Below are 24,015 nucleotides of genomic sequence, written 5' to 3' on the forward strand. Positions count from 1 at the left end.
TTTTTATTGCTTAAATCATTTAATCTCCGGTATTTTCTCAATCATATGTTTCCAATAACGTTTTGGCATGTGCTGAACGTGAAGCTTCATATTTTTTCGCGATTCAATATTGACACTGCTGAAATACTTTCTCCATAAACTCTGAAAAAATTCTTCCTGATCATCGCAGATTTCAGTTAAGTATTGAGCAGAATTAAATTTAGAATTAAACTGCAATTCTACTACAGCAACATTTTCTAGGTCATAATAAATACCATACTTCCGTTTTGCATCATAAATTAACCAGCGCTGGTCAGCATAACGTTTTTTAAAATGATTTTCTATTAAAGGCAAAACATCGCAGTCTGGTTCGATGATGCCATAGTACAATTGATCTTTCGTGAGTTTAAAACGAACAAAAGCTTCCATTCGGTGTGCTTCTTTTCTGGTCAGGCGGGTTGCTTTTTTCAGATCTAATACAATGCTGTTTCCAAAATCTTGTTCCACATTTTTTGAACTCGAAAATACATACTGAACAAACCGAAACATGATTTCCTCAATTTGACTCACTTCCGATAAAAATGCTTTATAAATCCCTTCAAATCCTTCTGACGAAAGGCGCGGTTTTAAACCTTCCAAAACCCTTTTTGCTTTTGCAATATCTGTTGTAACCAAATGATTGTTTGAAAAAAGCAATGTTGCAGAAGCTTCTTTTTTAGCAAAAACAATATCGTTCAATTTATATTCATAAATTTCAAATACAGCCGTGAGCCAGCCTTCATAAGTTCCGTCGTAAATTATCTGTGTCATTTTGATTAAAATAAAGCCAGCTGATTGGAGAAATCATTTTTGTATTTGCTTTTTTGAGAATTTAAAATCTGATCTTTGATTTGGAGAGAAGTCAAATCCTTTTGCAATTGAAACGGTGATGCAAAAGCCAGAAAATATTTGGCCCGGGAATAAGCAATTCCTAATTTTTTCAAATCTTCCGGAAAAAGCTTTTTAAACTTTCGTGCCGCAACAATTTTCGCAGCGCTTAAATGTCCGATTCCGGGGATACGTTTTATCAACTCTAAATCGGCAGTGTTAATATCAACAGGAAATTGGTTAAGGTTTCGAAGTGCCCATCCGAGCTTCGGATCAATATCCAGATCCAGATTAGGCTGATTAAATCCTACTATTTCATTTACATTAAATCCGTAATAACGAATGAGCCAATCGGCTTGATACAAACGGTTTTCGCGAATTATAGGAACTGGTGTACCAATAGCAGGAAGCCGGTTATCATAACTGATAGGCACATAACCTGAATAATATACGCGTTTCATATTCATCTGCTGATAAAAATAATCGGCCATGCCCAAAATTTCAAAATCGCTTTCTTTTGTCGCGCCAATTACCATTTGTGTGCTTTGGCCAGCCGGAGCAAAAAGCGGTGCTTTATAATTTCTTTTCTTTTCTTCTTTATGGCCGGCAATTTCATTTTTAAGATAGTGCATGGGCTTGATTACGTCTTTATGATTTTTATCTGGGGCCAGCAACTTAAGACTTTGTTCTGTTGGCATTTCGACATTTACACTTAAGCGGTCGGCGTAGATTCCGGCTTCTTTCAAAAGTTCATCGCTCGCCCCCGGAATCGCTTTTAGATGAATGTACCCATTAAAATTTTCTTCCAATCGCAATTTCTTGGCAATCCTAACCAAGCGCTCCATGGTGTAATCAGCATTATCAAAAATACCTGAACTTAAAAACAAACCTTCAATATAATTTCTTCGGTAAAAACCTATTGTAAGATCAACGACTTCCTGCACCGTAAAAGCGGCGCGTTTTACGTCGTTACTTTTTCGACTGACGCAATAGGCGCAATCAAAAATGCAATGATTGGTAAGCAGGATTTTCAGTAACGACACACAGCGTCCGTCTTCGGTAAAAGCGTGACAAATACCGTAACCTTTGGCATTACCCAAACCCTTGTCTTTATTCTCTCGCTTACTTAATGCCGAGGAACACGAAACATCATATTTTGCTGCATCCGCCAGTATACCCAGCTTCTCCATCACTCTCTCGTTCACCATTTTGCTTTGTTTTTATTTGAATTTGGAAATGAAATTCAGTATTTCAAAATTAGTTATAGATCATTACAAATTATTTATTTTTATTGTTCTAAATTGTATCTATTTTAAGCATTTCCTGAACTATTATTTTCATTTTTTCATACTGAGGAACAAAGAATCACAAAAGTAGTGGCGGAGTTTCTAGTGTGGTTCTTCGTTCGACAAACTAACGAAAATATTCTTATGAAAATGACTGGCCTAGCCCCGATAGAAGTGGAAATCCTTTTGTGGCGGGGTTCGCCACAAAAGATTGTAACGGATAGCGGGATTAGCTCCTGAAAAAAAAATTTGGTTTTATCATAGAAATCAGGATGACAAAACTATGCTATAACTAGGTGTAATTACAAAAAGCAAGTTAAAATTGGCAACGTGTAATAGTTTTTCAGCATAAAAAAATACATTTGTTAAAACGAAAACAAAGAGAGTCTTTTCACCCTCATCCTGAAACTGAAAGTGTACTATTATGGAGCATGATAAATTTATTTTCTGTCTGGAAGGCGTTCCTGATGTAGATACTTATTTGGAGACTCAAGTGGTTAAAAACTTAGAAGAAATTGCCATTGATCAGGGCATCGCCAGCATTTATAAAACCTGTGATACCATTGAAGGTTTAGAAGAAAGTCTTAATGTATTGCTATACGAAGACCATAATTTTAAAGATTATGAAATCATCTATTTGGTAATGCCAGGCGAGCCTAACAACATCTGTCTTCATGATTATTATTATAGTCTGGAAGAAATAGCCGAACTTTTTGAAGGAAAGATGAAAGGAAAAGTAATTCATTTTGCCAATAAAAAAATATTAGACCTCAACGAAGAAGAAGCGCAATATTTTCTGGATATTACCGGAGCCCGAGCCATCTCAGGTTACGGATCTACTTATAATAAAATAGCAAGCAGCAGCACAATTGATAAAGCTTTTTTTAGCTTGTATCAGGACAATGATGATCTTACTGAAGTTGTTGAAGAATTGTACCAAAAACATTATGCACTTTGCCAATTGCTTGATTTCAGGCTTTATTATTAAGGATGAAAAAACAAGTAGGCGAAAAAATAAGAACTTATGGTGCAAAAGGATTTCGGGAAAGATTTCTTGGTGAAGAAAACCCGATGCAGTTACTTTTTAAATCAAATTCAGACCATTTTTTTTGTCTGAAAATAGAAGAAATGATGGGACTACGATTTCCGGTTCCCCCCTCAAAACACAGTTGCCACACAATTATTTTCATTACTTCGGGCATTCATAGTATCAAAATTGGTTTTGAAGAGTACCTCACTTATTCTAATGGAATTATAGTTGTTCCGGCCGGTCAGATTTTTTCTGTAGAACATGTAAATAATAAACATATTGGTTTTGTCTGTCAATTTCACCCTGATATTTTAATTGGAAAATATGGAGGAAGCGAAATGATTAATGAATTTGATTTTCTGAAAATTGGTGGTAATCCAAAAATTCCGGTTTCAGAAATAGACTTTCCTTTCATTCTCAACTTATTCAAACGTCTCCAACATGAATATGTATCGAGCGAAAAAGTTAATTTAGAAATCGTTCAATCGTATTTGATGGCTTTATTCTGTGAAATGAATAAAAGTAATATCAAAACAACCAAAAGCACGAGTGCCGCAACCACACTCTCGTCAAAATTCAAAGCACTTATTTATGATCATATTAAAATAAATCATCAGGTAAATTACTATGCTTCACTTTTAAATGTAACACCTAATCATTTAAATAAATCAATAAAAGCAGCTACAGGAAAGTCAGCAACAAATTGGATTGATGAAACCATACTGCTTGAAGCAAAATATTTACTCTATCAAACAACATTTTCTGTCAGTGAAATTGCAATGCAGGTTGGCCATGAGGATCAGTCTTACTTCAGCAGATTCTTTAAAAAACACGAAGGCATGACTCCCGTTCAATACCGAAAAATGATTGATAAATCCTAATTATTGATTGCGAAATCCTATCAAATCCTCAAGCATTTTATGAAATTTGCCTCATAAAAAAATGCAGATTTATGATTCATGTTTTTAAAACTTCAGTTGATACAAAATCGAAATTAGAATTCGCAACAGCATTACTTACCGAATTATTACCTCATGCCAAATGGAATTTTGATCTTGAGGATTGCGATAACATTTTACGGATTGACAGTGAAACTGAAGTCTCTGAAAAAGTATTACAAAACAAAATTTTTGATTGTATTGAATTAGAATAAAATCTCAATCCAATCTTTGCCTAAACTCCCCTATTTATTATGGATACTGCCCTGCATCAAAACAAAACTTTTGATACCATTGATTATTCGGAACAAAAATTGTCTGATAATGAATTTGTAAATTGTGAATTCATCAACTGTAATTTCTCCAAAAGTGATTTTAGCGCTATTGATTTCTTAGATTGCACTTTTAAGAATTGCAATCTTTCGCTAGCAATTCTTAAGAATACCGGACTTAAAAACATTCAATTTATTGGTTGCAAACTGATGGGATTAGATTTCAGTTCAAGCAATAGTTTTTTGTTTTCAATGCGTTTTCAGGATTGTCTTTTAGATTATTCAACTTTTATTTATAAAAAACTAAAGAAAACCAGCTTTATAGATTGCTCACTAAAAGATGTCGATTTCTCAAATACGGATTTATCTCTCGCCATTTTTAAAAATTGTGATTTAGCAAATGCCACTTTCTCGGAATGTATTCTGGAGAAAACCGATTTCCGATCCTCAAGGAATTACGCCTTTGATCCTTCTGAAAATAAAATCAAAAGAACAAAAGTTTCACATGCTGCACTTGCCGGATTATTAGAGAAATTTGATTTGGATATCGAGTAAGTTGCTGTCTGTAAAACACAAACAGATAAAAATACTATTTTATATTTATACTATTTACAAAACAAAAAAGGGATGCAAAACTGCATCCCTTTTTCGACTATTCGAAATATATAATTCTGTTTATTTAATCCAACGAGGATCTCCAACTTTCTTGTCAATTACTGCCTGATTTTTAACCGTAAAGTCACCCGTTGCGCTACTCGCAAACTCAGGATCTAATGTTCCATAAGTTCCTGAATTATCAAATTTAACTTTTTCATCCCCGGCCGTATGCAATGCCGCTGAATTGAAATAATTATTATTGATAAAAGTTGGCGCTGTAGTTCCTGCCTGATTTGTATACATTGCCAATGGTGTTTCAAATATCGTATTACGCACAGTTGACGCATTATTTACAAAACGTACATACAAAATTCTATTAGTTGCTTTCATTTCCTTATTAGAAATAGTACAAGCATCAATTAAAACATTAGTAGTTAAACTACCTCCTGATAATCCTGGCGCCGCGTCAATACGAATAAAATCACGACCAACAGAACAGTTATTGAATGTACTGTTTTTAAGTGTAAGGCTTCCTAAATGTGAGGTTCTGAAATCTATAAAATCTCCACCATTGGTTAATATATTAGTAACAATAGAATTGTCAATTGTTGCAGACACAATTTTTGTACTACCAGTACCACTTTGTGAAATTAATGATTTTGTAAAATCATGAATATTACAGCCACTAATTAAAAGTGCTCCGTAAGCTTCACTAATTTCATTGTATTTAACTACATCAGATTGAACACCATCTCCATTAATATCTAAATCTATTAAGCTTAATGAAGTAGCTCCGGTGTTAAGAAGAAATTTACCATGAATTTTTGGCTTATCATAACTTTTTGCACCTCTAATAGTAAGAGGTTTAGTCAATAAAAATTCAGAAGCTGTTGTATAATCACCTGGCATTAAAAACAATTTTGAACCTGCCGGTGCCTGTGCAATTTTTGCTTTTAAATCATCTGTCGGATTAATCACAGTACCTGTTGACAAATCAACTCCGGTAGTAAAAGTTGCCACTCCTCTTTTCTTAGTTCCGTTTAGCAATGTAGCGGTGTATGTTGTTTCCCCGGTCAGTCCTGTAACAACAGCCACTCCAGCTGTTTTTTCTGCAGCTGTAATAGTATGTGAAATATTTCCCGGAGTCATTGTAATTTGCGTAACATTACTATTAGGAGCCCATCTTAAAGTAACAGCTGTCCCTTCGACATCAACATTCTTAATTGGTAATAAAATTTGTTCTGACAATGTTGTTGCGGATGTTATCGTCCACTTAGAATCATCCAATCCCTTTGTGATTGCTTTTACACGAATTGCATAAACCGTTTCTCCTTCAAGTTGAACGGATACTGGCAATTGATTCCCTTTAACCTGCACGGTTTTAAAAATCGTTTTAAACTCCGGATCGTCTGCACTAAATTCTACCACATAGTGATCGGCAGCTTCATTTACCGTCCAATTAAGTTCAACTACAGTCTGATTTTTCACTTTTGTCGTAACGCCAAGTGGAGAAAATTCTCTCGTATTCCCTAAACTTTCCATCAGTTCTTCATTATAACTTTCACAGCCCGCTACTACAAATGCAAGTAATAATGTCGCTATTAATCCTTTTAATATATATTTTGTTTTCATATAATAACTTATTTAGAATAACCGTAATCATTTACTAATTGCCCATTACTTCCATCAATAAACACTTGCCAAATTGGCCAGAATTGTCTGTTATCCGGATTAACTCCCGGTTTATACAACGAATTAATTTTAGTATCCGCAGCTTCCCCGGTCCATGTCCAATCAACAGAAGTATAGTCAGGACCCGGATTAGTTGTTTCCCCTCTGTTTAACCCATAAATATCCAGAGACACATTATCTGATTTAAATTTATAATACAAAGTTTCAGGTACAGTAGCATACTCGCCGGTGTGTGCTGCTAAACTTGCCATTTTTTGTTTTGCCTGATCTAATTTTGTTTTAAGCAAATTCCAGCGAATAAGCGCTTGTTTACGCTCCATTTCTCCAGTAAATTCATATTTATTTTCTTCAACTAAGGCATTAAACATGGCTGTTTTACTAGTTAACCCATTTACATAATTCTCAACTTTTACCGTTTGGGCAGCAGGAGCAAATGCTCTTTTACGAACTTCTTTTAAATAAGGCGCAGCAGCTGCCGGACCTTCTAATTCATTAGCGGCTTCAGCGGCAATAAGAAGCACCTCAGCATAACGCATATAAATTTTATTAACTCCATCGTCATTTGTTGAAGTAACGAAACGAGTCATCCATTCGTAACGGTATTTTCCGAAATACCAGGTATTCAGTGCTCCTAATTCTTGTTTTGCAATATTATTTACTGCTGTTCCATATTTATAAGGAACACACGTTACATCTCTGCGGGTATCTTGTTGATCATAATCATAAAATACGAAAGGAAGGGGCCCTGCAGTACCTCCACGGTTTGCTCCATTGGCATGAAACTGGTCGTTAGTGGTATGACGAACAGCAAAACTAAATAACATTCTACCTCTACCATCTGCAAACGGAAGTTCCCAAAGAGATTCTCCACCTGCGGTAGTAACTTCCTGATTGTATTTTTTCCAAAATGTTTCGAATGATGGTTCTAAATGGGCTTTTCCACTATTGATTACAGAACGAGATTCATCTAATGCCAATCTATACATAGCGGCAACTGAAAGTTCCGGATCTGTACTTCTGTGAATCCCGTCAGGATATTGTTGAAATCCGCTTGCCGCCATAGCTAAACGAGCGCGAAATCCTTTTACAAAAGCCTTATTAATTCTTTCTACAGAATTTGTAGCCGCAGTTTCATTTGGCCAAGGTACCAAAGTTGCAGCTTCTCCTAAATCTTTAATTATTTGCTTATAAACAACATCGCGACTTGATTTTGGTAAATAAATTGTCTCTGAATTAATTGGTTCAAAACGAGCAGGAACATCTCCCCAGGCTTTAATTAAATCTGCATAATAGATCGCTCTTAACGTTAATGCTTCTCCTAAAAGATAACCAAGGTCCGTTCCTGGTCGCGGGTCACCATATAAACGTAATCCTCTGATACAAATATTAGCACGTTCGATTCCTGAATACATCATTGCCCAGGCATTATTTGTTGTATTCATTTGCGAATTAATCGGTTTTGCATCGTAAACACACAAATCTGCAGCATCACCGGCTGTTTGCGAATTATTATACCATTCGATATCTGTATTTAATCCGTAAAAAGGAAGAAAACGACCTCTGTAAGAGTTTGTTTCTGCAAATGGTACTTTTATTCCATCAACCGCACCTTCAGCTAAACCAGCTGTAGAAAAAATTACTGATTCATCAAGTGTTGATTGTGCAGGAGCATCTAAATAATCTTCCTGACAAGAAGTAAAAAGACTTGTTATAATTAGACCCGCTATTATTATTTTATGTTTCATCGTGATAAGTATTAAATTAAAAACTTAGGTTTAAACCAAAAACCAATTGTCTACTACGTGGGTATGCTGAATAATCAACACCCGGCGTAAGTGGCGTATTTCTTCTTGTAGAAACCTCTGGATCTGGCCCTGAATAGTTCGTAAGAACAAAAACGTTTGTTGCCGTCAAATAACATCTTACTTTAGTAGCATGTATTGCATTAGTAAAAGAATTTGGTGCAGTATAACCTAGCGTAAGTGTATTAAGTCTTAAGAATGAACCATCTTCTACAGCCCAGTCACTGAAAACAAAACGACTCATATACGGAGACCACATTGTAGTATTAGCATTAAGTGCTGCTAATGCAGTTGGATCTGTCACCAATGTACCTGATTCAGGATCAAGATTTGTCCATCTTTGTCCGTCAGCCATTTCTGAACTTAAATTTCTGTATTGTCCATTTTGATTTGATGTTGTAAACTCAATTTTGTTTGCATTATAAATATCATTTCCAATGCTATAGTTGAATGCTGCCGACAAATCAAATCCGTAAGCATTAGCATTAATTGCAAAACCTCCGGTAGCTTTTGGATTTGCATCTCCAATAATGGTAAGGTCATTATTATTCACAACACCATCACCATTAATATCTTTCAATTTCATATAACCTGGCTGAACATTTCCAACAACTGTTGAAGCATCCGCAACCCCTGATTTCAATGTATATGCTGTTCCATTATAATCGAAATCTGAAACTTCATAACGTCCATCATTTTTATAACCATACATTAAACCAATTGGCGAGCCAACATTTATCGCATAATCGTTTCCTATTTGAGTAGATGCCCAGTTGGTATTCATACCGAAGTTACTCATCACACCAAGAGAATTGATTCTGTTTTTGTTGACACCAATATTAAATGAGAAGCTTAATCCGTAGTTTGGCTTTTCAATTGCAATAACATTTGCAGTAGCCTCAAAACCTGTATTTTGAGTCTCTCCCATATTTCTGTATTGGTTATCATAACCCGTTCCGGCTACAGGAAAAAGAATTAAAAGATCTTTTGTTACGTTTTTGTAAGCCTCTAATGATCCTGTTAAGCGACCCTTGAATAAATCGTAATCAAGACCTAAATTTTGCGTTACTGTAGTTTCCCATTTCAAGTCAGGATTAGCCAGTGTTTTAGACGCAGACCAATAGTTTTCAACACCATGAATCCAGGTTGTATTTGAAGACTCAAAACTTTGAACCGTTTGCCCAACCGGAATATTATTGTTTCCGGCTTCTCCATAACTCAATCTAAGTTTAAGTAAATTAATCCAGGATGTATTTTTCAGGAAACTTTCCTCTGATAATTTCCAGGCAACAGCTGCCGCAGGGAAAAATCCCCAACGATTATCCTCAAGGAATCTACTCGAACCATCGGCACGATAAGTTGCAGTAACTAAATAACGTCCCTTATAATCATAATTTGCACTACCAAAGAATGAAAGTAATTTATCATCTGGTAAATAATTATTATTTACAGAGTTTGGTTTACCCTGAGTAGTAAGTTTTTGAGCCTGATCAAAGTCAAAGAATTTTGGAAAACCGTGGATAGTCGTAAGGTTTTGATTTGATTTTGTATCAATCATCTCTTCTCCAACAAGAAATTTAAGGTTATGCTCTTCAGGTAGTAACTTTTTAAAATCATAGCTAAGTGTATTCGCATTTCTAAATCTGTTATCTCTGCGATCTCCAATAGTAAGTGCTGGCATACCTTGATTTTCTGAAGTTGGTACGTTATTTACATAATAGGTGCTACGTCCATAGAAACGATAATCCTGATAGTAAAAATTATCTAATCCAAAATCAGATTTAAACTGAAGATTCTCCACTATTTTCCAGGAGAAACTTCCTAACATATTAAACACTTTTCTAAACTGTTGACGATCTGCATCTGCAGTAGCAACAAAAGGATTAACCAAATAACTGGAAACTGCTTCATCTGTATTATCTGTTGTTAAACCTGGTAACGGAATTGGAGAGTAACCAACAGCATGACGTAAACGTGCATCTGCCGAAGAAACTTCTTTTTGTTCGTTAAGCCCACCACCATTAATTTCTGTATCGGCATAACGCATTGTAAAAGAAAGATCAATTTTATCACTGGCTTTACTGTTTAAAGCTAGAGATAAGTTGTTTCTGTCAAAATCTGAACCCACCATAATCGCTTTTTCGTCATAGTGTGCGTAATTAAAATTGAAATTAATTTTATCAGAACCACCACGTATTCCTAAATCACGGCTTTGCACTTCTCCGGTACGCCCGTAAATTTGTTTTTGCCAATTATCACCTTTTACACCATTATACAAATCTCTATCCTGCCAATTACCAAAATATTTTGTATAAGACGTAACATCTCCCGGAGTTGGAGCGTCAAGTAAAGCATATTCGTATTGCCATTTAACAAAATCTTCCGTCGGAAGAACATCAATCTGTTCTGCTAAAGTTTTCATACCATAGAACATATTGTAGTTCACTGCTATTGCTCCGTCTTTACCTCTTTTTGTGGTTATAAGAATAACCCCATTTGCACCTCTTGAACCATAAATCGCAGTTGCAGAGGCATCTTTTAATATCGTTTGAGATTCTACATCGGCAGCAGGAACGTCATTCATACTATTTACAGGAAATCCATCAACTAAAATAAGAGGTGCACTGTCTTGCGTTAACGATCCACCTCCACGAATTCTAATTTTAATTTCAGAATCAGGAGAACCTTCAGAAGATGTTACCTGAACCCCCGCCACACGACCAGTAAGTGCTTCTGCTAAATTAGCTACAGGATTTTTTCTTAAATCATTTCCTGAAACTACAGAAACCGCACCCGTCAAATCTGATTTTTTCACACTAGAATATCCTACGACAACAACTTCATTAAGGTTGTTAGAATCTTCTACTAATGCAACATCAATTTTAGTTTTCCCTGCAGCAGAAATCTCTTTAGTTTTAAATCCTATAAAGGAAAAAGTTATTACTGCATTTTTAGGATTGGTAAGCTTTAATTTAAAATGCCCGTCAAAATCAGTAGAGGTGCCATTTTTTGTACCCTTTTCTTGTACATTAACCCCTGGAAGGCTCATTCCTGAGGCATCATTTACCGTACCCTCCAGTGTTATATTTTGCGCACTTACTTGGTTGCTCATGAATAAGCACAATAAGAAAACAACTGCCAAACAACAATTTGTTCTTTTATTAAATAAATCTTTAAAATTCATGGTTTAGTGTTTAAGTTATTAATTGGTTTTAGTTTAGTGGTTTTTTATTTTTTATATGTCTTTTTTTTTTAAGTGATGAAATCATCCTCGGCTTAGCAAATACAGGCTTTTTTTAAATTAAAAAAATAGCGTTCACTGTAATTGCAACATCATGTAATCGATTACACAAACATAAATATTTTTTTAATACAAAAAATTAAAAATCATAAAAAATTCCTAAAAAAAATTATATATAAAAAATAAAGACAACTTTTTATACGACATGTGTAATTTATACAATGAATAAATATCAAAAGTATTTTTATTAATCATTCAAAAGTTGACTATTTACTAAAAAAACAATCGATTACACATAAAACTAATAAAACCTCATCAGGATTAGGAATCAGGCTTAATTTCTCAACGCAGTAAAATGCATTGTTAAAATAAAGTATGAAAAAACTATTATTTTAAATTTTGCACATATACATCCTTATAAACGAAGCTTCAACAAATGTTAAGTAGTAAATTGTATTGCGCACAAAAAAGCCCTTAAACTAAAATTAGCTTAAGGGCTTTTGACTCGTTTATATAATAAAGACTAGTTACACGCTTTGCAACTGCAATGAGGTTTTGTGTTTTTGCATTAAAATCAAAGTTATTACCATTCCAACAGTTGCCATTCCAATACCTATAAGATTTGGAGAAGCATAACTATAACCCGCTGCTAGAGGCAATCCACCTAAAAAAGCACCTAAAGCATTCCCTATATTGAAACTTCCTTGAAGTGCCGCCGAGGCAATCATTTCAGCATCTTTAGCCGTTTTAATCATTAGCATTTGAATGGGTGCAATTACAGAAAATGAAATTGCTCCGGTTAAAAATGTCAGAAATAAAGAGATGTATTGATTGAAAGAGAAAAAATATACCATAATCAAATCGATCACCATTACAAATAACAATGCTAAAACAGTAGGCGCAGGAGAGAACTTATCAGCCAATTTACCTCCGAGGAAATTTCCAACTACCATTCCGAATCCGGCTAATATTAAAATATAGGAAACATCTTCGGGAGAAAATTTAGAAACGTTTATTAATAAGGGAGCGATATAACTAATCCAGGCAAACAATCCTCCAAAACCGATCGCCGTAATTCCGATAATTAACCAGGCTTCTGTCTTTTTAAAAAATAATAATTGTGTTTTCATATTCACATTACCACTTTTCTCCAGATTTGGCATCCATAAAGAAATAAATAAAAAGGTCAGCATTCCCACAATTGCAATTAACACAAAAGTATAACGCCATATAAAATGGTGACCTATATAAGTACCAATTGGCACACCAATTAAATTGGCCAAAGTTAAACCTGCAAACATTATTGAAATTGCCTGCGCTTCTTTTCCTTTATCGGCCAAACGGCTAGCAACTACCGCTCCTACCCCAAAAAAGGCACCGTGTGGTAATCCGGAAAGAAATCGTGAAGCAAAAAGAAAATTATAAGTTGGTGCAATTATTGAAAGAGCATTGAAAACCGTTAACATTAAAGCTAATATTAAAAGCATTTTTTTGGGAGGAAAGTTTCTCCCTATGATTACCAATAAAGGGGCACCAATAACAACACCCAATGCATAAGCCGAAATTAAATATCCAGCAACGGGAATCGAAACTTTCATATCCGAAGCTATATCAGGCAGTAAACCCATCATGACAAATTCGGTTATCCCAATAGTTAAGCCTCCTAAAGACAAGGCAATAAGACTTTTTTTCATTTGTTTTAATAAGAAAGGAATAGATTTTCTATGAGGCAAATTTACGTCTGGAATACAAGAAATAAGTTGTACATTTGTGATATAAACTTGTAAATTTAAGTTATGCCGAAATTAAATCAATTCAAAACACTCATGATAGATGAGTTTGAAGATGAGAAATTTCATCTTCCACTGCATTCTCATACTTATTATGAAATCATTTATATCAAAAAAGGAAGTGGCGTTCACCACTTAAACAACAATTTATTACCTTATAAAACAGGTGACTTATTTGTGATTTCGCCCGAAGACGAACATTATTTTGATATTAAAAAAAGTACCCGTTTTTTCTATATTAAGTTCACAGACAGTTATTTTAATTCAAAACAAAATCTTACATGTGATGAATTTTTAATTCATACACCTGAAAGTTTCATGCGGAACAAAACATTAAAAGAAACGGTTCTTAAATTAGATGATCCCTGCAAAACCATATTAAAAAATACTATCGAAAATATTGCTGCCTATAATTGTCATACTGATGTTTCAAGTTCACCGATTGTTTTTTATCAGATTCTTTCGATTTTTGGATTAATCAAAGAAACAATGCGCGGTCAGAATCTTGTTGTAAAAGGGAATTCTATTGATAACGAGCAAATAACATCTTACATTCATCAGAATATTTACAATCCCAAATTAGTTCAAATAAAGGCTATTGCAAATCACTTTAATATTGCAGAAACCTATTTTAGCGCTTATTTCAAAAGAACTTTTACGATTAGTTATCGTGATTATATTCATAATTTAAGAACGACATTAATCGAAAAGAGATTCCACAACAACCAATTACCAATTAAGCAAATCGCACACGAATTTGGCTTTACTGATGAAAGTCATTTGTCAAATTATTTCAAAAAAAGAAAGAACATGAAACCTACAGATTATAAAAAACTGTAGTTAGCGAAATCTTAAATAATCTTGGCTCTTGAAAAAAAAACTTAAATTTGTATCATTAACATAATTTCTTTGGCAAAAAAAGTACACATACTATTTCTCGTTTTAAGCTTTGGTTTCTTTTTGATGCCAACTGCGGGTTTTGCATGTAATAAGTCTTCTGAAAAAATTTCCTACGAAAGAAAAACTTCAAATTCAGATTCTTGTCAAAAAGACTGTTGCAAAAAAGGTCATTCTTCAAAAAAAGACCAACACGGATGTAATGGAAAATGTGATCATACAGGTTGCACAACTTCTGGATTACAATTCAGTTTGATTTCAGAAAATGAATTTGATTTCAATACTAATTCTTTTAATTTCTCTACTGAGAAACCTATTTTATATTACACTGAAGCTACTGTTTCAGCTGGCTTTACTTCTATTTGGTCGCCACCAAAAATAAAATAATTGTATTTCGTTTAGCCATAATTGGGTTTTGCCACAAAGGCACCAAGACCCAAAGAATTTAGAAATTTAAATTATTTAACTTAGAGAAAAATTTATACTCTCTATAAAATCATATAAAATGAAAAAGTCAATAGCAACTATAGTAGCAGTACTTACATTATTTACTGCAAATATCATTCAGGCAAAATCAATAAAAACTGAAACAACATCAATTGAAATTGTAGATTCAAATCAGCTACAACCCGTTTATGACGCTTATTTTACAGTGAAAGATGCCCTTATTAAAAGTGATAGTAAATTAACTTCGGCGAAAGCCGCAGCTTTATTAACAGCAATTTCGGCTGTAAAAATGGATAAACTAAAAAGTGATGAGCATACGGCATGGATGAAAGTTATTAAAAAACTGACTGCTGATGCAAAAAGCATTTCGGCAACTACAGATCTTAAAAAACAACGTGAAACTTTCAAATCTCTTTCAAAAAACACGTACGACCTTATTAAAGTTTCAAAATCGGCACAAGTTGTCTACAAGCAATATTGTCCAATGGCAGATGCCGATTGGTTAAGCAAAGAAAAAGCAGTTAAGAATCCGTATTACGGTTCTTCGATGCTAACTTGTGGAAATGTTGTAGAAACTATCAAATAAATATGACGCTCTACATCAAAAACATGGTGTGTAGTCGATGTAAAATGGTTGTGAAGTCTGAGTTTGAGAAACTCGGACTTCAGACTATTTCTGTTGAATTAGGCGAAGTCGAACTCAAAGACAACATATCTGAAGAACAAAAAAAAGAACTTTTAATGCATCTTCATGCCTTAGGTTTCGACTTAATCGATGATAAAAAAAGTAAAACTATTGAGAAAATAAAAAATCTCATTATTGATTTGGTTCATCATAAGAACAATGAACTGAAAATCAATTTATCTGATTATCTGGCACAAAACCTTAATCAGGATTATAATACGTTAAGCAATTTATTTTCAGAAGTCGAAAACACAACAATCGAAAAATACTTTATTAGTCAAAAAATAGAAAAGGTAAAAGAACTTTTAATTTACAATGAACTTTCGTTGAGCGAAATCGCCGATATTTTAAATTATAGTAATGTAGCCCATTTGAGCAATCAGTTCAAGAAGATTACGGGCTTCACTCCTACTTATTTCAAACAATTGAAGGATAAAAAACGCATTCAGATTGAGAATTTGTAAATTAATTTATATCATAAAAAAACGTGCTAATAATTAGCACGTTTTTATTTATCTGAATAATGTCCCATTGCAGAAATTACCACAACTGTTACAATTTCTTCCTCAACACTATATAAGTCTGTCTTTTTTATTTATTTCCCTGGACCAAAATCCTGAAAAATTATGTTTGAGTGCTTCAGGTTTACCTACTCCTTCAAATGGAGTTTCACTCAATTCTTCTAAAATTTTCGCAATTTTTTTAATACTCGCCTGATTACCTGATTTTAAATGTTTAGAAATTTCCGCTTGCGCCTCGGGAATTACTTCAACCCTAAACTTCCCCATATATCATTAGGATCAACGGTTATACTTTTGGATTTTCCACTTTTATAATCTGCATATCGTTTTTGTATTTCAGCAACAAATTCAGGATTATAAGGGCTTTCTTCTTCCTCAATTTTCACTCCTTTATTTGTAACAGCTAGCAACTTTGCAAGTTCAAGCAATGTTTTGCCTGCTTTTGTTCGCTCGTTTATAGTTATAGTTGTCATACTCTTAATTATTTATATTACAAAGATACAAAAATCATGCTATTTTATTACGATACAAATTTTTAACCACAACATAATTATCCATCTAAATTGCTTAAATTCAATCCTATTTTCGAATTTTTAGAATTAAGATGAATTTGTAAATATTACAAATCATTCACAAAATTATACAAACCGAACTAATCGTTACTTCGGAAATTTGCATTGTAATACTTTAAAAGATAAAACAATGACACATACCTATCAGCTTACTGGAATGACTTGTTCAAGTTGTGAGGACAAAGTAAAAAGAGCACTTGAATTAGTTGACAATATTGCTAATGTAGAAGTTTCAAAAGAAAACAATACTGCAACTATAACTATGAACAAACATGTTGCCGTAGCAGATTTGCAAAATGCTTTAGACCCTAAATACAAAATCTCGGCTATTGAGCATAATGAAACTATTGAGCAAACGAGATCCTGGTTTGAAACTTATAAACCCATTTTACTTATTTTCTTTTATATCAGTTTGATTACAGTTTTAATACAAACTACCAATCATCATTTTGATTATATGCAGGCGATGCAGCATTTTATGGCAGGATTCTTTTTAGTTTTCTCATTCTTCAAAATGCTGAATTTAAAAGGTTTTGCCGAAAGCTATATGATGTATGATGTTGTGGCTAGAAAAATTCCAGTTTGGGGATACATTTATGCCTTTCTCGAATTCGGCTTAGGAATTTCTTATCTCCTGAATTTCAATCCAATTTTCACAAACGCTGTTACTTTCATTGTAATGACTATTAGTATTATTGGTGTTCTGCAATCAGTTTTAAATAAAAAGAAAATTCAGTGTGCCTGTTTAGGTGCCGTTTTTAATTTGCCTATGAGCACTGTTACTATTATAGAAGACGGTTTAATGATTATCATGAGTTTAATTATGCTAACAACAATGTTATAATGAATTATAAAAAATCATTTCCAGCGGTATTATTACTTTTATTCTTCACGCAGATTATGCTTTCGCAGAAAATCGTTCGGTACGATTTATACGTTCGCGATACTATTGTCAATTTTTCCGGGAAAGAAAAACGTGCTTTGACTGTTAATGGGAAAATTCCGATGCCGACTTTGACATTTACGGAAGGCGATGTTGCCGAAATTTATGTGCACAACGAACTGGATAAAGAAGATACCGCATTACATTGGCACGGATTATTTCTTCCGAATAAAGAAGATGGTGTTCCTTATTTAACGCAAATGCCAATTAAACCTGGAACAACTCATAAATATAGTTTTCCTATTATTCAGAATGGAACTTATTGGTATCACAGCCATTCCGGACTACAGGAACAAATAGGTTTGTACGGCCTTTTTATCATAAACAAAAAGAAAGACGATTCTACTTTTAGAAAAGGGATTGATGATTTACCGACAGTTCCCGTCATTTTAAGCGAATGGACCGATTTGAAACCGGAGAATGTTCAGCGCATGTTACACAACGCCAACGATTGGTTTGCCATAAAAAAAGGAACAACGCAAAGTTATGCTGAAGCCATTAAACACGGACAATTTTCAACAAAAATAACCAACGAATGGAAACGCATGAATGCGATGGATGTCAGTGATGTTTATTATGAGAAGTTTTTAATTAACGGCAAAAATGAACAGCAGCTTTCACAATTTAAAGCCGGCGACAAAGTCCGATTACGAATTGCAAACGGTGGTGCATCCAGTTATTTCTGGCTGACTTATGGAGGCGGAAAAATAACGGTTGTGGCCAGTGACGGAAACGATGTTGAGCCTGTAGAAGTTGACCGATTGATTATCGCTGTTTCTGAAACCTATGATGTTGTCGTTACAATTCCTGAAGATAAAAAATCCTTTGCTTTTTTGGCTACAGCCGAAGACAGAACCGGATCAGCTTCTTTGTTTCTGGGAGACGGAACTAAACAGCCTGTTGCTCATCTTCCCAAATTAAAATATTTTGAAGGGATGAAAATGATGAACGACATGATGAAGATGAATGGCGAGATGAACGATATGGGCATGAATATGTCTTTGAACAAAATGGATATGAATGCCGTTATGTATCCGGAGATTTCAGGCGAAGAAGAATCTGTAAAATCTGAAGATCATTCTCAACATAATATGGAAGGCATGAATATGCCAGCTGATACAACAGAAGTGGCAGAGATTACAACTCTTAATTATGGAATGCTAAAATCTCCAACAATAACAACACTCCCAAAAGGTGCACCTGTTAAAGAATTACGCTTTGAATTATCCGGAAACATGAACCGATATGTTTGGAGTATGGACAATAAAGTGATTTCTGAAACCGATAAAATCTTAATTAAAAAAGGAGAAAACGTTCGGATTGTATTATACAATGCTTCGATGATGCGACACCCAATGCATTTGCACGGGCACGATTTCAGAATTTTGAATGAACACGGCGATTATTCTCCACTTAAAAATGTGATTGATATTATGCCAATGGAAACCGACACCATCGAATTTCAGGCTAATGCGGATGGCGATTGGTTTTTTCATTGTCATATTTTATATCATATGATGGCGGGAATGGGAAGGATTTTTAGTTATGAAAATTCAGCGCCAAATCCGTTAATTCATCATCCCGAAATGGCGTACAAAATGCTAAAAATGGACGATCGTATGTTTCATTTTATGGCCGAAAATGATTTTGCTACAAACGGAAATGACGGAGAGGCTATGTACAGCAACACACGCTGGAGCATTGGAACCGAATGGCGTTTGGGTTATAACGACAAACACGGTTATGAAACCGAAACCCATATTGGCCGATACATTGGAAAAATGCAATGGGTAATGCCTTTTATAGGTTTCGACTGGCGCTACCGAAAAATGGGAATGGACGAACAGGAACAAAACCTTTTTGGGCAAACCAATACGAAAGACAACCGTTCTGTTTTTAGCGCCGGACTTGAATATACGTTGCCAATGCTTGTAAAAGCTCAAGTTGAAGTTTACACGGATGGAAATGTGAGAGTTCAGTTTGAGCGAAAAGATATTCCGCTAGCAAGACGATTGCGAATGAACTTAATGTGGAATACGGATAAGGAATATATGGCCGGTTTAAAATATGTAGCCGGTAGAAACTTCGGAATCACAACACATTATGATAGTGATATGGGAATTGGTTTTGGAGTTAACCTGAACTATTAATAGTATATTAGCATAGAAATTTTATCAAAACTAAACCATAATATTCATAAATGAAAAAAGTAAATTTCTTATTCTTATTTCTGACTGCTTTTCTCTTAATAAGCTGTGATCCTTCCCAAGGTATTCTTTTTACAAACAAAGGTGAAAGCAATGTAAAAGTAAAACTTATTATAAATTCGAAAGTTAAAAACGATCCGATTGATGAGATGAAAAAAGGAGATTCAATAGTTTTTAATTTAATTCCCCATAATCCAAACGAAGAACAAGGATATATTTATTTTGGAAGAGGAAGATGGGATGATGAAAAGATAATTGAAATCAGCAAATCTATTAAGAGCATTGAAATTGAAAATGATAATTATAAAATTGTTTACAAATCGCAACAAGCAATAAATAATTTACTGAAAGAAAACTATAATGGCATAATCATGAAGTCCCTCAATATTAAAATTGATGACAATTTTTTCAAATAAAGTATGAGAAAAATCTATTTTACACTACTTTTTATTTCTGGAATAATCTTAACAGGATGCAATAACAAAGAAGCTGAATTGCAATTTGATGAAAAGTAGAAGATGCCTGGATGTTTAATTTTCAATGACATATTATTATAAAAACATTAACAAATTGTAAGAATCAACTCTAAGAAATGTTGGTATATTTGAATCACCAAAACACAATATTTCTAACAAAAACAAATTATATAAAATGACAAAAGTAATTACCTTCTTAACGGCTGCTGTATTTTCAATTGGAGTAACGGCTCAAGAAACAAAACCAGTTCAAAAAGAAAAAGCTAAAAAAGAATCCTGCTGTAAAAAAACGTCGACAGATAAAAAAGACAAAAAATCTTGCTGCGTTAAAAAATAAAAGAAATCTATTTCAACAAAAAAGACCTCAATTGCTTGAGGTCTTTTTTTATATTCTATTAAAGCTAATTACTTTAATCTGACACTCCATTCAAAATCCATTTCAGAAACCTGAACTCCTTCTTCATTTGTTCCAATCGATTTCATCCAGAAAGTTTGTCCTTCTCCAGTTTCTATTGTTCGTTTAATTGCATCGGCGATTAAATGACCATCATTGCATACAAAAGTTATTCTTCCAGTAGCCTTCTTAGTAAAGTTTCCTTTATTGTTTGCTACCAACATGGAGATCTTTCTCCCACTTTCCTGGATTTGAGAAATGACTAAAGCTCCGGTTGTTAATTCGGCTGCCATAGCCTGAACAGCAAAATACATAGAGTTAAACGGATTCTGATTTATCCATCTGTGTTTAACACTTACTACGCATCTGTCTTTATCAATTGCTTTGACACGCACACCACAAAAGTACGCTGATGGTAATTTGAATAATACAAATTTATTGAGTTTGGAAACTGAAACTGCCATGAGATTTATTTTTTTATGTAAAAATACAAAAAAACTATGCACGCACAATAAATTGACATTACTTTCCTAAAACACCAATAAAACCAGTACTTACGAATGATTTTCAGCCTGTTATAATCCCTTTTAAAATTTCAACTTTGTTAAAATTTTGTTAATATTTGGTACTATGCAAAACAAGATACTGTCTTTTAGCCATATATTTGTATAAGAAATTACTATATACTTTTAATCATGGAAACATCAACACCACTAATCATGGAAAAGACATCAGAAAAGAACACTGCAACGTTCACACATTTAAGTACTTTAACACAGTATTTCATTCCGTTTGGAAATTATATTTTTCCAATTTTGATCTGGACGAGTTACAAAGACAAATCAGAATTTGTAAATCACCACGGAAAACAGACCTTAAATTTTCAATTGAGTTTATTGCTTTACACTTTGGTTCTGGCTCTAATAGCCATTCCGGTTTTTGTAACTGTTTTTCTAAAAAACATCCCAATGGAAGCTTTTTTTAACGACGATAATTTTGTGATCAGAAATTTTGATTTTCAAGGTAATATTGGGTTACTTACTATAGGTGGAACAGCGGTTGTACTTTTTGGTTTACTAAAAGTTGTTGAATTCTTTTTAGTGATTTATGCTTCAATAAAAACTTCAAACGGAGAATATTACAAATATCCGTTAACGATTCCTTTTATAAAGTAATCCTCAAAAGGTTAAAAGTTATAAGTTATACGAAATAATTCTAACAGAATAAATTCGAAATCAATCATCATCAATCAATCATCATCAATCAAAAAACGAATTGTTCAATCTAAAAAAAACAAAATGAAATTATGAACATTGAAAACACAAAAGCACAGATGCGCAAAGGTGTTCTTGAGTTTTGCATCTTATCAGTATTAAAAGAAAAAGACGCATACACATCAGAAATATTAGACACTTTAAAAAACGCAAAATTACTAGTTGTTGAGGGAACAGTTTATCCACTTTTAACTAGGCTGAAAAACGACGGTTTGCTAAATTATCGTTGGGAAGAATCGACCTCAGGGCCGCCACGAAAATATTATGGATTAACCGAAATAGGACAAACTTTTTTAAACGAACTTAGCGGCACCTGGACAGAATTATCTGACGCCGTAAAACTAATCACCAATCAAAATCAATAGTCATGAACAAAACAGTAAATATTAACTTAGGAGGTATGTTTTTTCACATCGATGAAGATGCTTACTTAAAATTAACCCGCTATTTTGACGCAATAAAACGATCACTTAACAGCTCATCTGGACAAGACGAAATTATTAAAGATATCGAAATGCGTGTTTCTGAATTATTAACAGAAAAACAAAAAAGCGAGAAACATGTTGTTGGACTGAAAGATGTTGACGAAGTGATTGCCGTTATGGGACAACCTGAAGATTACATCATTGAAGATGAAGAAAAATCAAATCAGTCTTTTAACAATTACGGAACAAGAAAACATAAAAAATTATACCGTGACAAAGAGAAAGGTATGATTGGTGGTGTTGCAACGGGTTTAGGACATTATTTTGGAATTGACGCTGTTTGGATCAAAATCATATTCTTAGTATTTGTTTTTGCAGGTTTTGGAACTGGAATTTTAGCTTATTTCGTTCTTTGGATTGTAACTCCGGAAGCGATTACAACTTCTGAGAAATTAGAAATGACTGGTGAGCCGGTAACCATTTCAAACATTGAAAAAAAAGTTCGTGAAGAAATAGAATCATTATCTGATAAATTTAAAAGTGCAGATTATGACAAAATGGGAAACCAGGTAAAGTCGGGAGCTGAGAGAATAAGTAGTTCATTTGGAGACTTTGTCATTACGGTTTTTAAAATCTTCGCAAAATTTTTAGGCGTAGTTTTAATCATGTCAGGAATATCAGTTTTGATCATGTTATTGATTGGAGTATTTACCTTAGGAACGAATATCTTTATTGATTTTCCGTGGCAAAATTTTATTGAAGCAGGAAACTTTACAGAATACCCAATTTGGTCATTTGGTTTATTAATGTTCTTTGCAGTTGGAATTCCATTCTTCTTTTTGACACTTTTGGGTTTCAAATTGTTGTCGCCAAACTTAAAGTCTATTGGTAATATTACAAAATACACTTTATTGGCAATCTGGATTATCGCTGTTGCAATTGCTATCAGCATTGGAATCAAACAAGCAACTGAAATTTCTTATGACGGAAAAACGGTAGAGAAAAAAGCGATCAATATTACTACGAAAGATACACTTTTCGTAAAATTCAGATATAATGATTATTTCGCTAAAGACCTTAATAACTATCACAGAGAGTTTGAGTTTGTACAGGATTCTGTAAACAATCAATTGATTTATTCTAATGATGTTCGCTTACATGTTTTACACACTGATGAAGCAAGTCCTTACTTACAGATAGAAAAAAGTGCAAGAGGAAATTCTTTTTCAAATGCTAAAAAAAGAGCTGAAAAAATTGATTATAAAATTCAGATCAACGGAAATCATTTAGTATTGGATAATTATTTTCTTACAGATGTAAAAAATAAATTTAGAGGTCAGGAAGTTGATGTATATTTGTACTTACCAGAAGGCCAATTATTTAAACCAGATGCTTCTATCCAAGATTATGATGACTCTGAAGATGATTTTTTCAACTTACACTTTAGCGGAAACTACAATTATAAAGTAGAAGGTTCTAAAATTAAATGTTTGAATTGCCCCGCAGATGAAGATGATCACGAAGATGTAGATTATAATAGTGACGAGGATAACACTATTGACAATGATACTGTAAAAGAAGTTTCAATTAAAATTAACGGAAAAGAAGTTTTAAACGGAAAAAAAACTAACGGAAAGCTAACCACTGATAAAAACGGAGTTATAATCAAAATAAACTAAA

At 33.7% G+C, this 24,015-nt stretch carries 24 protein-coding genes; 15 read left to right on the plus strand and 9 right to left on the minus strand.

Features of this window, described 5'->3' with window-relative positions:
- Positions 1-15: 15 nt before the first annotated feature.
- The gene (locus tag BUA98_RS17030) at positions 16-789 is read right to left on the minus strand and encodes a TIGR03915 family putative DNA repair protein (RefSeq protein WP_072974512.1); all 774 of its coding nucleotides are present in this window, start codon (positions 787-789) and stop codon (positions 16-18) included.
- 5 nt (positions 790-794) lie between these two features.
- Positions 795-2,054, minus strand: coding sequence for a putative DNA modification/repair radical SAM protein (locus BUA98_RS17035; protein WP_072974513.1), 1,260 nt, complete (start codon positions 2,052-2,054; stop codon positions 795-797).
- Positions 2,055-2,556: 502 nt separating this feature from the next.
- Between BUA98_RS17035 and BUA98_RS17040 the strand changes: the two genes are divergently transcribed.
- The 4 genes from BUA98_RS17040 (at position 2,557) to BUA98_RS17055 (ending at position 4,927) form a co-directional block, all read left to right on the plus strand.
- Positions 2,557-3,120: a DUF6642 family protein gene (locus BUA98_RS17040; RefSeq protein WP_072974515.1), complete on the plus strand. Its 564-nt coding sequence runs from the start codon at positions 2,557-2,559 to the stop codon at positions 3,118-3,120.
- 2 nt (positions 3,121-3,122) lie between these two features.
- Positions 3,123-4,043, plus strand: a complete 921-nt coding sequence (locus tag BUA98_RS17045; protein ID WP_072974517.1) for a helix-turn-helix domain-containing protein — start codon at positions 3,123-3,125, stop codon at positions 4,041-4,043.
- A 71-nt stretch (positions 4,044-4,114) separates the two neighbouring features.
- Positions 4,115-4,315 (plus strand): hypothetical protein, encoded by a 201-nt coding sequence (locus BUA98_RS17050; RefSeq protein ID WP_072974519.1) that lies wholly within the window; start codon positions 4,115-4,117, stop codon positions 4,313-4,315.
- Between the two features lie 39 nt (positions 4,316-4,354).
- On the plus strand, positions 4,355-4,927 hold the full coding sequence (locus BUA98_RS17055) for a pentapeptide repeat-containing protein (RefSeq protein ID WP_072974521.1): 573 nt from the start codon (positions 4,355-4,357) through the stop codon (positions 4,925-4,927).
- 120 nt (positions 4,928-5,047) lie between these two features.
- Here BUA98_RS17055 and BUA98_RS17060 read toward each other — a convergent pair whose 3' ends face one another.
- The 4 genes from BUA98_RS17060 to BUA98_RS17075 all read right to left on the minus strand — a co-directional run bounded on the left by BUA98_RS17060 (position 5,048) and on the right by BUA98_RS17075 (position 13,398).
- Positions 5,048-6,601: a DUF4957 domain-containing protein gene (locus tag BUA98_RS17060; protein WP_072974523.1), complete on the minus strand. Its 1,554-nt coding sequence runs from the start codon at positions 6,599-6,601 to the stop codon at positions 5,048-5,050.
- An 8-nt stretch (positions 6,602-6,609) separates the two neighbouring features.
- Positions 6,610-8,406 (minus strand): RagB/SusD family nutrient uptake outer membrane protein, encoded by a 1,797-nt coding sequence (locus BUA98_RS17065; RefSeq protein ID WP_072974525.1) that lies wholly within the window; start codon positions 8,404-8,406, stop codon positions 6,610-6,612.
- 16 nt (positions 8,407-8,422) lie between these two features.
- On the minus strand, positions 8,423-11,575 hold the full coding sequence (locus BUA98_RS17070) for a SusC/RagA family TonB-linked outer membrane protein (protein ID WP_244279222.1): 3,153 nt from the start codon (positions 11,573-11,575) through the stop codon (positions 8,423-8,425).
- Positions 11,576-12,231: 656 nt separating this feature from the next.
- The gene (locus BUA98_RS17075) at positions 12,232-13,398 is read right to left on the minus strand and encodes an MFS transporter (RefSeq protein WP_072974529.1); all 1,167 of its coding nucleotides are present in this window, start codon (positions 13,396-13,398) and stop codon (positions 12,232-12,234) included.
- Positions 13,399-13,500: 102 nt separating this feature from the next.
- On the opposite strand from BUA98_RS17075, the gene BUA98_RS17080 reads away from it, so the two are divergent.
- The 4 genes from BUA98_RS17080 to BUA98_RS17095 all read left to right on the plus strand — a co-directional run bounded on the left by BUA98_RS17080 (position 13,501) and on the right by BUA98_RS17095 (position 15,987).
- On the plus strand, positions 13,501-14,334 hold the full coding sequence (locus tag BUA98_RS17080) for an AraC family transcriptional regulator (protein ID WP_072974531.1): 834 nt from the start codon (positions 13,501-13,503) through the stop codon (positions 14,332-14,334).
- 69 nt (positions 14,335-14,403) lie between these two features.
- Positions 14,404-14,778 (plus strand): hypothetical protein, encoded by a 375-nt coding sequence (locus BUA98_RS17085; protein WP_072974533.1) that lies wholly within the window; start codon positions 14,404-14,406, stop codon positions 14,776-14,778.
- A 118-nt stretch (positions 14,779-14,896) separates the two neighbouring features.
- Positions 14,897-15,424 carry a DUF3347 domain-containing protein gene (locus tag BUA98_RS17090; RefSeq protein WP_072974535.1) on the plus strand — a complete coding sequence of 176 codons (528 nt, stop codon included), beginning with the start codon at positions 14,897-14,899 and terminating at the stop codon, positions 15,422-15,424.
- Between the two features lie 2 nt (positions 15,425-15,426).
- Positions 15,427-15,987, plus strand: coding sequence for a helix-turn-helix domain-containing protein (locus BUA98_RS17095; protein ID WP_072974536.1), 561 nt, complete (start codon positions 15,427-15,429; stop codon positions 15,985-15,987).
- Positions 15,988-16,095: 108 nt separating this feature from the next.
- Here BUA98_RS17095 and BUA98_RS17100 read toward each other — a convergent pair whose 3' ends face one another.
- Together BUA98_RS17100 and BUA98_RS17105 are read right to left on the minus strand one after the other, a co-directional pair.
- Positions 16,096-16,311: a Txe/YoeB family addiction module toxin gene (locus tag BUA98_RS17100; protein WP_244279223.1), complete on the minus strand. Its 216-nt coding sequence runs from the start codon at positions 16,309-16,311 to the stop codon at positions 16,096-16,098.
- On the minus strand, positions 16,287-16,517 hold the full coding sequence (locus BUA98_RS17105) for a DUF2683 family protein (protein WP_072974537.1): 231 nt from the start codon (positions 16,515-16,517) through the stop codon (positions 16,287-16,289). The genes BUA98_RS17100 and BUA98_RS17105 overlap by 25 nt, the downstream gene beginning before the upstream one ends.
- A gap of 229 nt (positions 16,518-16,746) precedes the next feature.
- On the opposite strand from BUA98_RS17105, the gene BUA98_RS17110 reads away from it, so the two are divergent.
- The 4 genes from BUA98_RS17110 (at position 16,747) to BUA98_RS22415 (ending at position 20,579) form a co-directional block, all read left to right on the plus strand.
- Complete coding sequence (locus BUA98_RS17110) at positions 16,747-17,460, plus strand: heavy-metal-associated domain-containing protein (RefSeq protein ID WP_072974538.1); 714 nt, start codon at positions 16,747-16,749, stop codon at positions 17,458-17,460.
- A gap of 56 nt (positions 17,461-17,516) precedes the next feature.
- Entirely contained in the window at positions 17,517-19,709 is a 2,193-nt protein-coding gene (locus BUA98_RS17115) for a multicopper oxidase family protein (RefSeq protein ID WP_244279229.1), read from the plus strand.
- A 50-nt stretch (positions 19,710-19,759) separates the two neighbouring features.
- Positions 19,760-20,182, plus strand: a complete 423-nt coding sequence (locus tag BUA98_RS17120; protein WP_072974542.1) for a hypothetical protein — start codon at positions 19,760-19,762, stop codon at positions 20,180-20,182.
- A gap of 235 nt (positions 20,183-20,417) precedes the next feature.
- Positions 20,418-20,579 carry a hypothetical protein gene (locus BUA98_RS22415; protein ID WP_157849298.1) on the plus strand — a complete coding sequence of 54 codons (162 nt, stop codon included), beginning with the start codon at positions 20,418-20,420 and terminating at the stop codon, positions 20,577-20,579.
- Positions 20,580-20,647: 68 nt separating this feature from the next.
- Here BUA98_RS22415 and BUA98_RS17125 read toward each other — a convergent pair whose 3' ends face one another.
- Complete coding sequence (locus BUA98_RS17125) at positions 20,648-21,100, minus strand: DUF4442 domain-containing protein (RefSeq protein WP_072974544.1); 453 nt, start codon at positions 21,098-21,100, stop codon at positions 20,648-20,650.
- 255 nt (positions 21,101-21,355) lie between these two features.
- Here BUA98_RS17125 and BUA98_RS17130 point away from each other — a divergent pair, with 255 nt between their 5' ends.
- From BUA98_RS17130 to BUA98_RS17140, 3 genes are all read left to right on the plus strand, one after another.
- Complete coding sequence (locus BUA98_RS17130) at positions 21,356-21,811, plus strand: DUF4870 domain-containing protein (RefSeq protein ID WP_072974986.1); 456 nt, start codon at positions 21,356-21,358, stop codon at positions 21,809-21,811.
- Between the two features lie 131 nt (positions 21,812-21,942).
- Positions 21,943-22,275, plus strand: coding sequence for a PadR family transcriptional regulator (locus tag BUA98_RS17135; RefSeq protein ID WP_017498072.1), 333 nt, complete (start codon positions 21,943-21,945; stop codon positions 22,273-22,275).
- A 2-nt stretch (positions 22,276-22,277) separates the two neighbouring features.
- Positions 22,278-24,014: a PspC domain-containing protein gene (locus tag BUA98_RS17140; protein ID WP_072974546.1), complete on the plus strand. Its 1,737-nt coding sequence runs from the start codon at positions 22,278-22,280 to the stop codon at positions 24,012-24,014.
- Position 24,015: the final 1 nt, after the last annotated feature.

The sequence above is a fragment of the Flavobacterium saccharophilum genome (assembly GCF_900142735.1).
GTDB lineage: Bacteria > Bacteroidota > Bacteroidia > Flavobacteriales > Flavobacteriaceae > Flavobacterium > Flavobacterium saccharophilum.